The sequence below is a fragment of the Leptospira paudalimensis genome (genome assembly GCF_026151345.1).
GTDB lineage: Bacteria > Spirochaetota > Leptospiria > Leptospirales > Leptospiraceae > Leptospira_A > Leptospira_A paudalimensis.
Genome location: NZ_JAMQPR010000001.1, coordinates 1,364,858 through 1,378,576, shown reverse-complemented (window position 1 = coordinate 1,378,576; position 13,719 = coordinate 1,364,858). Strand labels below are relative to the sequence as shown.

The window sequence follows — 13,719 nt, the reverse complement described above, 5'->3', positions numbered from 1 at the left end:
CTTACATTAGAATCAATTACTTTTAAGTGCATTAAATAGTATCTTTATCAGAATCAATAGTTTATGTTTCAAGTTTAGCTTAGCCCACATAACTTGAATGTCTCCAAACCGAATCTGCTTTGTCTCAATTTGAGAGGTTAAAATTCCATAGTAGATCCAACTTGGATACAAATTACGTTTACCAAAATCCCTATATTGAGATTGAAAACGCAATAGAATCTCTTTTAAAATTGTAAGGGTTTTGTTTGGATTGCTGACATTTCCACCACCTACCCAATAGTTACCTAAACAATCTTTGATCCTGCTAAATTTTTCAGTGACAGTGGAAATCCGTAACCAATATTCAAAATCTTCCCAAGCAACATCTGATTTATTTTCTGAGATTAATCCAGTTTTTTCAACAATCGCTTTTCTTACAACTACGCTCGAATTGATGATCCCATTTCCGTTTAGTAGTAAATCCACGAAAATAGGAGATTTTAATTCCCTCGTTTTGACTTTCCTCTTGAACTTTCCCATCGTATGAGTTTTTGCTTCCCATAAATCGTGGTAAACAAGATCATTTCCACTCTTCAAAACGGAAATGGATTCCTTCAGTTTTTGAGGTTCCCACCAATCATCTGAATCTAAAAATGCAATGAACTCACCACTAGCCTGTTTGATCCCATGATTCCTTGATTTAGCAATGACACCTTCATTTTGGATTGTGAAATACCGTAAGTTGACCTTCTTTGTATACTCTGCTAATAATTCTAAAGTTTGATCAGTGGAAGTATTATCAACTACAATGATCTCCCAATTTTGATAGGTTTGGCGGATGATGGAATCAATTGCATAACTGATTAAATGGCCATTATTATAGGTGGGTATGATGACAGAAACGAGTGGATCTTTTGATTCCATTTAGTTCGTAAATTTTCCAAAATGATTTTGGCAATATAGTAATAGGGAATCTAATTCGCCTTCTAAATTTAGATCATCTGAGAGGTGGAAGGATTTAAGCCGATCAACATTGTACTCTAAAAAATGATCATTAGAGTTTTTTACGTTCGGATTGGTTTTGATTTCAGGACTATAACCAAATAAGTGATTGGTTCTCGATTGGATTTTTTGGGCCATTTCCAATAAAGTGAAACTAATCCCTGAACCTAGATTGAATGTATTTTGACTCATCGGATTTTCCTGATTGATGATCATTTCAATTGTTTTCGTTATATTAGAGATTGGAATAAAATCTCTTTGTTGTTCTTCATTCGAATGGATTGTTAGTTCCCTTTTCGAAATGGCTTGTTTACAAAGATCATTAACAAATAACTTCCAACAGTTCACATCTTCCGAGATGGGAGCCCCAAAACCATTTGACAATCTCAGGTTATACCCTTCTGTATCACCTTTTGCATTCGAATAGTTGACACCAAATTCCCCGGCCAAATGAGAAGTTGCATAAGGATGATTGTTTTTAGGAATTGAATCTTCAGTGAGTTTACCAACTAATGGACTTCCATAAACATGTGCAGTTGATAAATAAATAAACTTTTTTCGCTCATTTGATTTACAAGCTTCTAGTAATTTCATAGTACCAATACAATTAAACTCAAAAGATGCGATAGGATCCTTTGCACAATCTTCTGCACTCATCCCTGCTGTATGGATGATCACATCCTGATCAGAACAAACATCTCTTAGTTGATTGGTATCATCCCAATTTGTGATAACAGATTTACAATTGTTGAAACCACTGCGAACTAACCTACTTGTCCTTGAACCCAAAAAAACCTCAAATCCTTGATTGGATAGATGTTTTGCAATTCTACCACCTAAGAACCCAAAACCTCCTGTGATCAAAACTTTTCTCAATCTATAGTACCCAAGGGGCTCCTTTTTTCCAAAGAGATTCTAATAATTCATGATCTCTTTTTGTATCCATACAATGCCAAAAACCTTCATGATGGTATGCCATTAGTTGTCCCGCCTTTGTAGCTCTTTCCAATGGTTCTCGTTCTAACAAAGTGGTATCACCTTCGATCAAATCAAAAAATGAAGGTTCAAATATAAAAAACCCTCCATTGATCCATCCTTGGTGTAACTGTGGTTTCTCTTGGAAACTTTTCACAAGAGAACCTTCCATTTCTAATTCACCAAAACGTGCAGAAGGCCGTACTGCAGACACAGTGATCATTTTACCATGACTTCTGTGGAAACTTAATAGTTTGTCTAAATCAATATTGGAAACTCCGTCTCCGTATGTTAACATACAAGTTTCATTCCCAATAAATTTTTGCATTCGTTTAACACGCCCTCCAGTCATTGACAGGTCTCCAGTATTTACCAAAGTGACCTTCCAATCGACAGTATCATGTTGATGGGGATTAATATTGCCAGACGATAAATCGATCGTAAAATCAGAGTTTAAGGATCTATAGTTTAAAAAATAATCTTTTACAACTTCCGCTTTGTATCCAAGCGCTAGAAAAAAATCTTTATGATTAAATTTTGCATAATGATTCATAATGTGCCAAAGAATTGGTTTTCCACCAATTGGAACCATTGGTTTTGGAATTACATCGGTATATTCGGATAATCTGGTTCCAAATCCACCTGCTAAAATGATTACTTTCATACCACTCCCCAATCATATTGTATCATTGATAGTTCTAATCTGTCGGCTTCATTAGGATCATGCAGAATACTGGAAATATTCAGAATTAAGTTTTTGGGTGCATTCATTCCTTGAAATCCAAACCATAATCCACTTGGCACTGTGATCCTAGAATAATTGGATTCTCCAATGACGTATTCAGAAAATAAATTTTGTACGGAATCATAGAATACGAATTTAACATTCCCAACTGGAACTATTAAATTCATCACCATTTTGTTATGTTTTTTCCAAGCCTTGATATATCCAGATTCAATCCATGAAAAATAAGCTTCGCCAAAACCATTATAAGAACCTTCGCTCCCTTTTAAAGCATGAAGTACATTCCCACCTGGAGTTGGGATCTCTCGTATTTGTGTGACTTGAATCGCAGAAAGACTCACGTTGCCCATTCCAATCCTTTATTCTTTGCAAATGATTGGTACTGTTTGATTTGATCCAAAGTTGTCTGTAAAATATCATTTGGGTGACGATAATACGATTTGTACCATTCTGCAGTCAGTTTCACTGTTTCTTCAAATCCCAAAACTGCAGTCCACTTTAATAGAGCTAAAGCTTTGTCACAGTTTAGTTTGAGTAATCCTGATTCATAAGGACCAGTTTTTTCTTTAGAGAGATCTCGCCACTTCACCATATCCCAATATTCAGACATTTTCTCCACAAGTTCCAAAACACTATGATTTTGATTAGCAAGAGGACCAAAATTAAATGGCTCGCCATGTAAATCTGGATTCTCTAGTAACTTAACTGCTAATGTTAGATACCCACTTAATGGTTCGAGTACATGTTGCCAAGGCCGAGTTGCATTTGGATTTCTTAAATCTACGGATTGGTTACTCGACCATGCTTTTACGCAGTCTGGTATAATTCTATCTTCTGACCAATCCCCTCCACCGATTACATTCCCTGCTCTTGCAGAGACAATGCGCACCTGACTTGACTGTTTCGGAAAATAAGATTTTATATGTGATTTGATTGCAAGTTCTGCTGCACCTTTCGAAGCACTATAAGGATCTGGTCCACCAAGTACATCATTTTCTCTATATCCCCAGATCCATTCCACATTGTCATAACACTTATCACTGGTAATGATCACACACGAACAAGGTGAATCGTATTTCCTCAATGCTTCTAATACATTCAAGGTGCCCATTACATTTGTTTCCCAAGTCTCCAATGGATTGAGATATGATTTTCGAACGAGCGCCTGTGCTGCTAAGTGAAATACAAAATCAGGTTTGATCTCGAGTACTGCCTTTTCAATGGAAACACTATCGCGGATATCGATTCGTAAATCCCGTATCGACTTTTTCATATTCCCTACTTCAAAATGCGATGGAGACGATAAAGGATCTAAACTAATCCCAGAAACTTCGGCTCCCATTAACTGCAACCAAGTGATTAACCAAGAACCCTTAAATCCAGTATGCCCAGTCACCAAAACTTTTTTATTTTTAAAGTAAGAATCTAAACTCATTTCTTAAAACTATTTCCTAAATCATATTTCCAAAATAAAATCATATACGTGAACTACTTAAGATTTTTTTCCAATTTTCCAAATTTGAATTCGTAAAAAAAACTAGATTTCGTTTGGTTCGAATCCCTACTTTTTCAATCGATTGGATTGATTTTTTGAGTTCCTCTTTTGAGGAAACAAAATGTACATCCTTTACACCAAACAAAGGACTCAAATTGACTTCTTTTGGATCTCGTGCTGAAATCACTGGAAGTCCGAGGTAATATGCCTCAAGAGCTGCTGAAGTAACATTGCTAGTAAACACAATGGATGCAATTTTTAATAAAGTCTCCGAAGGTTCCATTGAGATTTCAAAATTTAAATTTGGAAAATCGGATTTATCTATGGGACAAGCAGGATGAGGTTTTACAATGATTCTGTAAGGCAAATGTAAAGATTCCAAAAGTTCTAATTGGAACTTGCTCACTGCAAATAAATAATCAGTAAACACCAAAAAGATTCTATTTTGTTTGGATTGATTCCTTTTAGTTTGGAGAGTTTCTAATCCCAAAAATCGTAGCGCTTCACCAGGAACTAAATCTTCTTCCTTGTAACCAAATTCCAAAAGTCCTTTTTTGGAAAGGGGACCATTATAAACAATCTTCTCTGGTTTACACTCTTTCGTTCTGTATCCAGATAAATTCATTCGAAAGGAATAACGAAGGTCCCAAAATCGAACAGTGGCATGTGTCACTGCATATATCTTTTTGCTGATAATTTTTTTCCAATGGTAAACCAATACCTTTTCCCAATTTTGGTTTTCCATTAGGTATACTAAACTTGCGCCCTTTGAGGCAGTTTCTACTTGGTTTTTAATTGTAAAATAGGTAAATAAATTCTGTACTGCGATCGAACCAATCAAAGAATCTTTTAGTTCATTCCATAGATACAAACTAGGTCGCAATTCCTGATTCAGTAGTAATGATTTGAATCGGAAGGAAACAGAGACAAGATAAATAAAACTAAATTTGAAATAATGGTATATTACTTGCCATAAGACAGAGATCGTTATCTGCTCCACTAGCCTATGTTTAATTTTAGAGTCGCTGGTTTGATTGAACTCATCTATCTTCCTCTTTGCATTTTGGATTGTTGGATAAGCTTTACTTGGAACATAGATATGTGAGTAAGTTACTTCTAATTGATTTTCTTTGATCAAATTGGGAAGTGTGCCCCAATAGGCTGATCTAAACTCTTTCTCATTTTCTTTAGTCAGTAGATGGAAAAAATAATCATAGATATACAGTTTTTCTGCGAGATCTTGCCTACGATGGGAACGGAACTGGATTCCTCCACAAAATTTAACATAACGGAAAATAGAGATAAGTCCCAATACAAAATGCGGTAGAATCGATTTGATTGGTCTTGGAGTTAGAAACCTTTTGAAGATATCGATGTAAGTTTGTTTCAAAGAGGAAACTTTTTTAGAACAAAAAGTTAGATACTCAACCAAATCGATTGGAGTGGATTCGGAAACTTGTATTAAGGAACACGCAATTCCCTCAAGGTAATATCCAAGCACACTAAGTTTAATCGAGTTGCTAAATGAATCCGATTTCCCGTAATTTTTTTCGAAACTTAAATTCATCCACCATAAACTAAATGTACCATCAATGCGAAAGTAGGACTCCATATCTTTCTTGTGGATCTGAATGTTACTGACTTTATCGATGAAATCTAAATACCTCTCTCTAAAAAAAGTTGCATTTACTTCTAACTCATAGGGAACGGAGATAATTTCTTTTGTACTCTTTTGGTATAGGTTCCATAAAAACACAAGTCCTTCAAATCTCGGAGGATTTGATGGCTCAGTCCAAATCAGAATTTGATTTGTTTTAGATTTTTCTTTGGTTTTCAAGTTCTTCGTCTGGAACAGGATTTAAAAGAGGTTCTCCTTTAAAGAATCGAACCACTTCAGAAGCAGCACCAAATTCCATTAAATAACGACAATCAAAAGAACAAGAACCCATATGTTCCGTTAAGATAATGTTCTCCAATTCAATTAAATTCCCTTTGTATGGTTCTTTTTCAAATACATCGATGGCAGCACCTGCGATTTGTTCCGCTTTCACTGCATGATACAAATCAGACTCATTAACGATTCCACCTCTCGCCGTATTGATGACAAATGTAGATTCATTCATAAATCCAAGTTCTGTTTTCCCAATCATATTTCGTGTAAGATTGGTTAGAGGAACATGGAGAGAAATGATATCAGCATGTTTATAGATTTCTTCTTTGCCTACTTGTCTAACTTTTAAACCCGTATTTTGTATGATTTCTTGGATTTCTTTTGTTTTATCTTTTAGATCATTTACCAAAATTTCCTTTGGCCTAAATTCCTTCAGAATCCGTAGGACATTACTCCCAACCCTTCCTAAACCAATGAGTCCAATGACAGATTCACCAAGACGTTTTCCAGTAAACCTAGACCAACCACCTTTTCTTAATTCAAAGTTAGCCAAATGGACCTTCCTTGTAAGACTCACCATCAATCCAATGGTTAGCTCCACAACAGCCATGGTCACGGCATCTGGAGTGTATGCCACTGTTATGTTTTTATCTCTACATAATTGTAAAGGCACGGAATCCAATCCAATTCCAACTCTAGAAATGATTTTTAGACCTGGATTTTTTTGAATCAAGGGAGTTAGATCTTCTGTGCCTGCAATGATAGCATCTACATCTTTTGCATATTCTGCTACTTCTTCGGAAGTTAACTTTCGTTTTGTTGGATTCAAAACAACATCCCAACCTTCTTTCTTTAGGATTGAGATTGGCTCTTCATTGTATTGGCCAAATGGATATGTAGAAACAAAAATTCTTTTCATTCATTATACTCTTGCAAATACCCAAACATGGGAACTTAATTTATACTTTTTCAAAAATTCCTGGAATTCCTTAATTGCAAATTCCCCTCTCATTTTCAAAACGTTGGTAAACTCTAAATTCGGTGCGTTTGAGATGACAATATCAACATCTAACTCACCGGGAGTGATAACTTCGATATCCGAAAAACCAAGTCTCCCAAACAACTCTTCAAATCCTTTGACACTCATAAAATTGATATGGTGAGGTGGGAATATACTATTTGATTTCTCTTGGAGAGTAAGAATATCAAACCCTTCATACCCAAGTCCTGTTAACAGAACATAACCACCGGGTTTTGCTAAATTACGAACCGAGCTTAAAAAATCCATAGGAGAGTGAACGTGTTCAATCACTTCAGAAGAAATCACTAAATCAAATTTCCCCGACCACTCATTCGAATGTTCTGCCATCGCGACAAGAGTTTTGATTCCCTTCTCCTCTGAAATACGAGCCATACTCTCTGAAGGTTCAATTCCGAACAAACTTGCATTTGGATAAAACTGTTTTAACTCTTCTAAAAAGATTCCATAACCTGAACCTACATCACAAATTAAGTTAGGTGAAAAACCTTTGTTCGATAGAAAATCTGAGATTTTTTTTGCTTTTGGTCTGAATAAAACTTCTCTCCGTTTTTCTGCAACTGCAGGAAAAAAAGATTCGGACCAATATTTGGAAGATTCACCTATGCTGTAAAATTCATCTAACATTACATTGGTGGGCCTTGGATTACAGAATACAGTCCCGCAAGTTTCACATTTTTCGTACTGGTAATCTGCTTTAGTTAGATGCAATTTTGTTTTGTCACTACCGCAACCAGGACAAAGTATCCTTTCAAATTTATTTTTATCTAACTTTTTTGCATCTTTTGCAACTAAATCAAGATAGGTTTTTAATAATTCTTTCGGTCGAATTTCGCTTTCTTTCATTTCTGTTTCGTACCTTTTTTTGTTGTTTCGAGATTACGAATTACCTTTGCAGGAATTCCACCAGCCACAACATTTGCTGGAATCGATTTTGATACAATACTCCCAGCTGCGATCACAGAGTTTTTACCAATGCTGACACCTTTCAAAATGGTGCAGCGAGTTCCTATCCATACATTATCCCCAATATCAATGCCAGCATCAAATTCGTATCCAGGATTTGTTAATCGTCCTTCTGGAGGAAATACAACATGGAAATCAGAATCCATGATTGTCACATTGGCAGCTATCATGACATGATTACCGATTTTGATGGATTTGGACCTTGCAGTAATGGAGGTTCCATTCAATCCAACTCCATTCCCAATCAAAATCTCTGAAGAATCAGATAATGTTTTGATACAAGTAGGTGAAAAGATGGAAGTAGCCATGGCTCTAGAAGAATGGGAAATGGATGTAAAGTTGTTACCGATGTTAATTTTACTACCAGGGAATTTAAAAAAGAGGAAGTTACCTGTTACCTTACTATTTGTTCCAATTTGGATGTTCCAAAAAACCACTTTCAATCGAAAGAAAAAAGTACCAATCCATTGCAAACAAATCAAATATCCGCTATAAAGCGCATATGCTATCAGTTCTATAAGTGAATACTTATTTAAGATTTTAAATATTTTTCCAATCATCTTAAGGTTTGGTGATTTCCAATCGAATTCCAATTCCATCTAATTGCACAAGTCGGGAAAACCTCGAAACCTCATTGACTAGTACTTTTGCTTTTTTGTTCCAAGGGTAAAGATGGAATCGATTGGGTAGATCATTTTGTTCTGTTGTAAAAGCGATGTCACTGACTGGAATTTTTTCAATACGATTTGCAGTGAAAAAATGTCCCCCTTTTTTAATCACTCGTTCAATCAATTTGAAATAATTCGTTATTTGTGCATTTGGCATTTCTTGGAAAGAATGACAATTGATCACCAAATCAATTGAACTATCTTGGATCAATTTGATTTGATCTGTTGTTAACAATAGAATGTCATAATCTTTCGGACCAGTTTTAGATATTTCATTTGGAAGAACGATTTTCGAATCGGGAAAAACAGAAGATAAATAACTAAAGGAAACTGGAATCATTTCCGGTAAATCAACCAGGATTAAGGAAATGCCAGGAAAGTTTTTAAATAGAATCGATGTTAGATTCCCATTCCCCGCTCCAATCTCCAAAACCGTTTTTACTTTTTTACCTTTTAAATACGACTTAAGGATATTAAAATAATAATAATGTAAATAGATGTGTTCTGAAATTTTACGTTTTGACCAATTTTCAAAATCAGATTTGACAGCATCCGAACTTAAAAATAGATCTTTGTCCTTTTTCCATAATAAATGATTAATTCGGTATGGTGAGAGATCAGGATCAGTGACCACAGCATGGTTTAAAACCAAATCAAATGCAGTTTTGTACTGAAATAATTTAGGTAATGTAAAATAACGATTCTTCACTCTTTGTAACAATTTTGTTGGAGACTTTAGAATCTTTGTGATTTTAGAAAAAATTCCTAGGATCGGTTGTTTTTCAGGAGGAATGTAAAAACCAGAATCACCCGAAACTACCATTTTGTCTTTTGTTACTTCTGACTTCAGTAATTTGGAATGTTCCTTCCAATATGAACTTTTGGACTTAGAATTCGTTGATAAAAAGAAATCACTGTTTTTAAAATGATTTAACCTTTCGATATTTTCTGAATTTAAATTTAGCTTATACATTCCGAGGATACCTAGTTTAGAATTGAATTTGTCCGTTTGTGGCTTTTACAATGTATGAAAATTTGTTTTTGTTCGATTTTTCAAATGTAATCGCACCACCTGCCGCTTGGACGAGAGTAATACCCGCAGCAAAATCCCAAAGTTGAATATGGTCTTCTGCATACACGTCCCCGTTTCCAGAAGCAACAAAACACAAGGAAAGTGAAGCAGAACCAATCATTCTTACTTTACGAAATTCTTCAAAATAACCAAACCATTGTTTGATAACCGAATCATCCAATTGAGACAAAATGGGTTTACCAGTGAATAAAATAGAATCTGATTTTTTTTGATTCTGACTCACCATCATTTTTTTTCCATTCCGGAAAGCACCAACACCGATGATACCTGAATATAAAACATCATGATTAAAATCATAAACAATCCCAAGCAGGGGTTGTCCATTCTCCCATAAAGCAATCGAAACAGAAGCGATTGGAATTCCTCTTGAAAAATTCACTGTCCCATCGATTGGATCAACTATCCAAACTTTGCCATTCAGAAAATCCGTTTCTTGGTGGTTTTCTTCCCCCAAAATTGGGATTTCAGATTTTTTCCGAAGGTAATTTACGATGAGAGTTTCTGACTCTTCATCTTCCATCAATTTGATGTCATGTTTTTCAGAAGATTTCGTCCTAACATTTCCGTTTGCTTTTTTGGCTAATGTTTTACCAACCTTCTTTGCAATCTTGGAAGCAATGTCCAATAATTGTTGATTTGATAGATTCAAATTCTTTTGTTACTCAACTTTGATGTTATATTTATTTCGCCATTCGACATCTTCAAAATAAATTCGATACACTAATTTTAAAGTTTCATGCGCATCTGAACTGGATCCTGTTTGAACTGGTATATTTTCATTTACACATTTTGCAAACTCATTGATTTCATCGCGCCATGAGTTATCTTCTAAATAATTTACAGTTTCTGTTTTTGGATTCCCACCTGATTGGATATCTTGTGGGAATATGGTGAGTGTTTCTTGACCATACGATTTCGAACCAGAAAGGATTCCTGATAAAACAAGTGTACCTTTTTCTAGATTGATTTGTAAATTAAATCGATGCCTCCATTCCGTTGCCGTTGATTGGAATTGAATGATCACTCCTGAGTTTGATTTCATGAGTGCAAAAGCATTGTCTTCTACTTCCAAATTCCAATAACTATTGGAAACATAACTTTTAATTTCGTCTATTTCGCCCGCAAATAAACGGATTAGATCCACCATATGGATCCCTTGGTCGAGTAAAATTCCACCACCTGCAATTTCACGATTAGCTCGCCAACCATTCTCTACACTAACGATTGTCGATTTTCCATATACCCCTCTGATATTGATGATTTTTCCATATTCACCAGACTTTACAATTTTTAAAGCTTCTCGGACGGAATCATGGTAACGGTGATTAAATCCATATTTTAATTTTAAATGAGGGTTTAAGTTTTCAGTTTTTATAACTTCACTCACTTCTTGTAAATTTCTACCTGGAGGTTTTTCACAAAATACATGGCATCCGTTTTTTAGTCCAAGTATGGTTGCGTGAGCAGCAACGTCATTTGTTAGGCAAACAAAGAGAATGTCTAATTTCTCTTCTTTTATCATTTTTTGATAATCTGTATAAACCTTTACATCTTCCCTCTCTAACTTTCCTTCTGCCATGGTAACATCACAAACGGAAACTACATTTAAGAGAGAGTTTTGGTTGATGAATTGATGCCTCCGCCTTCCAACAACACCGTAACCGGCAATACCAACTCTGTATTGCTTCATTTACTTTAAATACTCCTTAAGTATTTTATCAGATTCAAATACTTTCTCTACACGGGAAACATCACCCGGAACATCCACACCTATCATCTGTCCTTCTGTTAAAACCATCCGAACTTTATAACCATGTTCGATGGCTCTATTGATATCAACCGATTCAATGAGTTCATAAGGAGTTGCTGGTAATTTTGCAAACACATCCAAAAAGGATTTTCGAAAACCAATTAAACCCAATTGTTTTAATTTTAAAAAATCAGAGTTTGGAGATTTTTTTACCGATGGGATTGGTTCTCTAGATGCATATAGTAAATCCCAGTTTTTATCAACCACAACCTTCGGAGCATTTGGACTTAGAAACTCTTCCTCATCAGTTATCTTCGTAACCAAATTCGTACAATAAATACTTTCATCCTGTAACATCGGATTGACTAAATCATCGATCATTTTTGGCAGTATCAATGGTTCATCTCCTTGGATGACCAAAATCAAATCCCCATCCACAATTTGTGATGCTTCTGCAACACGATCAATACAACCTCTATGTACATCAGATGTCATAACCGCCTTTCCACCATAAGCTTCCACAGTGTCTTTAATGATCTCGTCACAAGTAGCAACTACAACTTCATGAACGGACTTTGATAACAAAGTACGCCTTCTGACATGTTCAATCATTTCTAAACCAACTATTTTTGCTAAAGGTTTATTCGGAAACCGAGAAGATGCCATCCTGGCTGGTAATACAGCAACTATTTTCATTTGATTAAATTTTCCCAATTTAGATTCGATTTATGATTTAACATCACTGCATCAGTAGAATAAGCAATGAAGGTTTTGCCATTTTTGATTTCAGATTTTAATTGTCCTTCATCTGGATTGATGATGTGAATCCCCAGTGGTAACTTTGCCTTTTCAGCTGCCTTCTGGAATTTTTGGATCACGGCTAAAAACTCTGGATGTGTAAATTGTCCTGTTAGATTCATCGATCCTGATAGGTCATAAGGCCCAATCATAGCAGCATCAATCCCTTCTACTGTAAATATAGATTCGATTTGATCCAAAGCACGAATATTCTCAATTTGAATGACACGGACTAACTCTGTATTGATGGTTTTCGAATAGGTTTCAAAATGTTTTCCAAATAAATTTGCATTCGAAAAACCAACTCCTCTTATGCCCATCGGAGGATAACTACTCCATTTCACAAAATCTCGTGTTTGTTCAACTGTTTCAACCATGGGAACAATGATGCCTTTAGCTCCAGCATCTAATGCTTGTTTGATATCTTTCGGATGGTTTTGGGCCACACGAATGAATGGAACAGATCCTCCGATTTCAATGGCTCTAATGATATCTGGTAGAAGATTTAAACTAAATGCACCATGTTCTAGATCTAGGGTGACCCAATCATATCCATTCGATGCTAAAATTTCAGCTACATTGGAATTGGGTATTTGCATCCAAGTTCCAATCGTAGGTTTGCCAGTTTTTAATTTCTCTTTGATGGAAGTCATACAGATTTTTCCAATAGGATCGCATATTCATACAACAAATGGTGGATCACTTCATGAACGCCCTCGACAACTCCATATTTACCTTTTTCCGTAGGAACAAACAATACTTCATCGGCAATTTTCAATGCTTTACCGCCATCAAACCCAACCATAGCAATGGTTGTACAACCCTTTTCTTTTGCAAAAAGTAATCCATTGATGACATTCTGGCTATTCCCACTACTAGAAATTCCGAACGCAATGTCACCCTCACCAATAAAATTTTCCATTTGTCCGACAAACACTCCATCATAACCGTGATGGTATTCTCCAGGGTAATTCCCTTCTGTAAACGGTTCCTTCCCATCGTTTGCTTGTGCCGTCAACCAAGCGGGATTGTCTAAACCATACACCCGGTAAAACTTTTGGCCAGACTTCCCATTGATTTTTGTGCCTTTCCCAAAATCACAAGCCAGATGTGATGCAATCCCATGACTGCCACCATTACCAAAGAAAAATATGTTTTTCCCTTTTTCTTTTGCTTCGTATAACAGTACTGCGACCCTAGCAATTGAATCAATATCCAATTCATTTATTGATTTCTGAATTTCTGCTAAAAACTCTTTTGAAAATTTCTTTGCGCTATCAATGTTAGGCATGTCTAGATTCCTTTGTATTTCTCTTTT

At 35.6% G+C, this 13,719-nt stretch carries 15 protein-coding genes; all 15 read right to left on the bottom strand.

Annotated features, from left to right (window positions below):
* Positions 1 to 12: 12 nt before the first annotated feature.
* Genes ND855_RS06355 through ND855_RS06285 form a run of 15 tightly spaced genes read right to left on the bottom strand, consistent with a single transcriptional unit; the run spans position 13 to position 13,692 of the window.
* The gene (locus tag ND855_RS06355; RefSeq protein WP_265357666.1) at positions 13 to 903 is read right to left on the bottom strand and encodes a glycosyltransferase family 2 protein; all 891 of its coding nucleotides are present in this window, start codon (positions 901 to 903) and stop codon (positions 13 to 15) included.
* The gene (locus tag ND855_RS06350) at positions 904 to 1,857 is read right to left on the bottom strand and encodes an SDR family oxidoreductase (RefSeq protein ID WP_265357665.1); all 954 of its coding nucleotides are present in this window, start codon (positions 1,855 to 1,857) and stop codon (positions 904 to 906) included.
* Position 1,858: 1 nt separating this feature from the next.
* A complete protein-coding gene (gene rfbF, locus ND855_RS06345; RefSeq protein ID WP_265357664.1) occupies positions 1,859 to 2,620 on the bottom strand; it encodes a glucose-1-phosphate cytidylyltransferase in 762 nt (253 codons plus the stop codon).
* A complete protein-coding gene (locus ND855_RS06340) occupies positions 2,617 to 3,051 on the bottom strand; it encodes a dTDP-4-dehydrorhamnose 3,5-epimerase (RefSeq protein ID WP_265357663.1) in 435 nt (144 codons plus the stop codon). Before ND855_RS06340 ends, rfbF begins: the two co-directional genes overlap by 4 nt.
* Positions 3,039 to 4,136, bottom strand: coding sequence for a CDP-glucose 4,6-dehydratase (gene rfbG / locus ND855_RS06335; protein ID WP_265357662.1), 1,098 nt, complete (start codon positions 4,134 to 4,136; stop codon positions 3,039 to 3,041). Before rfbG ends, ND855_RS06340 begins: the two co-directional genes overlap by 13 nt.
* Positions 4,137 to 4,176: 40 nt before the next feature.
* Positions 4,177 to 6,033, bottom strand: a complete 1,857-nt coding sequence (locus ND855_RS06330; protein ID WP_265357661.1) for a TIGR04326 family surface carbohydrate biosynthesis protein — start codon at positions 6,031 to 6,033, stop codon at positions 4,177 to 4,179.
* Complete coding sequence (locus ND855_RS06325; RefSeq protein WP_265357660.1) at positions 6,011 to 7,006, bottom strand: phosphoglycerate dehydrogenase; 996 nt, start codon at positions 7,004 to 7,006, stop codon at positions 6,011 to 6,013. The genes ND855_RS06330 and ND855_RS06325 overlap by 23 nt, the downstream gene beginning before the upstream one ends.
* 3 nt (positions 7,007 to 7,009) lie before the next feature.
* Positions 7,010 to 7,972 (bottom strand): methyltransferase domain-containing protein, encoded by a 963-nt coding sequence (locus tag ND855_RS06320; RefSeq protein ID WP_265357659.1) that lies wholly within the window; start codon positions 7,970 to 7,972, stop codon positions 7,010 to 7,012.
* Positions 7,969 to 8,652, bottom strand: a complete 684-nt coding sequence (locus ND855_RS06315) for an acyltransferase (RefSeq protein WP_265357658.1) — start codon at positions 8,650 to 8,652, stop codon at positions 7,969 to 7,971. The genes ND855_RS06320 and ND855_RS06315 overlap by 4 nt, the downstream gene beginning before the upstream one ends.
* Before the next feature lies 1 nt (position 8,653).
* The gene (locus ND855_RS06310) at positions 8,654 to 9,733 is read right to left on the bottom strand and encodes a putative sugar O-methyltransferase (protein ID WP_265357657.1); all 1,080 of its coding nucleotides are present in this window, start codon (positions 9,731 to 9,733) and stop codon (positions 8,654 to 8,656) included.
* 16 nt (positions 9,734 to 9,749) lie between these two features.
* On the bottom strand, positions 9,750 to 10,502 hold the full coding sequence (locus ND855_RS06305) for an inositol monophosphatase family protein (protein ID WP_265357656.1): 753 nt from the start codon (positions 10,500 to 10,502) through the stop codon (positions 9,750 to 9,752).
* A 9-nt stretch (positions 10,503 to 10,511) separates the two neighbouring features.
* Complete coding sequence (locus ND855_RS06300; RefSeq protein WP_265357655.1) at positions 10,512 to 11,543, bottom strand: Gfo/Idh/MocA family protein; 1,032 nt, start codon at positions 11,541 to 11,543, stop codon at positions 10,512 to 10,514.
* Positions 11,544 to 12,299, bottom strand: a complete 756-nt coding sequence (locus tag ND855_RS06295) for a 3-deoxy-manno-octulosonate cytidylyltransferase (protein ID WP_265357654.1) — start codon at positions 12,297 to 12,299, stop codon at positions 11,544 to 11,546.
* A complete protein-coding gene (locus ND855_RS06290) occupies positions 12,296 to 13,054 on the bottom strand; it encodes an HpcH/HpaI aldolase family protein (RefSeq protein WP_265357653.1) in 759 nt (252 codons plus the stop codon). The genes ND855_RS06295 and ND855_RS06290 overlap by 4 nt, the downstream gene beginning before the upstream one ends.
* Complete coding sequence (locus ND855_RS06285) at positions 13,051 to 13,692, bottom strand: SIS domain-containing protein (RefSeq protein ID WP_265357652.1); 642 nt, start codon at positions 13,690 to 13,692, stop codon at positions 13,051 to 13,053. Before ND855_RS06285 ends, ND855_RS06290 begins: the two co-directional genes overlap by 4 nt.
* Positions 13,693 to 13,719: the final 27 nt, after the last annotated feature.

Bases quoted from the DNA above. Each gene is read 5' to 3' on its own strand.
- ND855_RS06355 (WP_265357666.1), bottom strand. From the start codon at position 903: ATGGAATCAAAAGATCCACTCGTTTCTGTCATCATACCCACCTATAAT.
- rfbF (WP_265357664.1), bottom strand. From the start codon at position 2,620: ATGAAAGTAATCATTTTAGCAGGTGGATTTGGAACCAGATTATCCGAA.
- ND855_RS06340 (WP_265357663.1), bottom strand. From the start codon at position 3,051: ATGGGCAACGTGAGTCTTTCTGCGATTCAAGTCACACAAATACGAGAG.
- rfbG (WP_265357662.1), bottom strand. From the start codon at position 4,136: ATGAGTTTAGATTCTTACTTTAAAAATAAAAAAGTTTTGGTGACTGGG.
- ND855_RS06325 (WP_265357660.1), bottom strand. From the start codon at position 7,006: ATGAAAAGAATTTTTGTTTCTACATATCCATTTGGCCAATACAATGAA.
- ND855_RS06320 (WP_265357659.1), bottom strand. From the start codon at position 7,972: ATGAAAGAAAGCGAAATTCGACCGAAAGAATTATTAAAAACCTATCTT.
- ND855_RS06315 (WP_265357658.1), bottom strand. From the start codon at position 8,652: ATGATTGGAAAAATATTTAAAATCTTAAATAAGTATTCACTTATAGAA.
- ND855_RS06310 (WP_265357657.1), bottom strand. From the start codon at position 9,733: ATGTATAAGCTAAATTTAAATTCAGAAAATATCGAAAGGTTAAATCAT.
- ND855_RS06300 (WP_265357655.1), bottom strand. From the start codon at position 11,543: ATGAAGCAATACAGAGTTGGTATTGCCGGTTACGGTGTTGTTGGAAGG.
- ND855_RS06295 (WP_265357654.1), bottom strand. From the start codon at position 12,299: ATGAAAATAGTTGCTGTATTACCAGCCAGGATGGCATCTTCTCGGTTT.
- ND855_RS06290 (WP_265357653.1), bottom strand. From the start codon at position 13,054: ATGACTTCCATCAAAGAGAAATTAAAAACTGGCAAACCTACGATTGGA.
- ND855_RS06285 (WP_265357652.1), bottom strand. From the start codon at position 13,692: ATGCCTAACATTGATAGCGCAAAGAAATTTTCAAAAGAGTTTTTAGCA.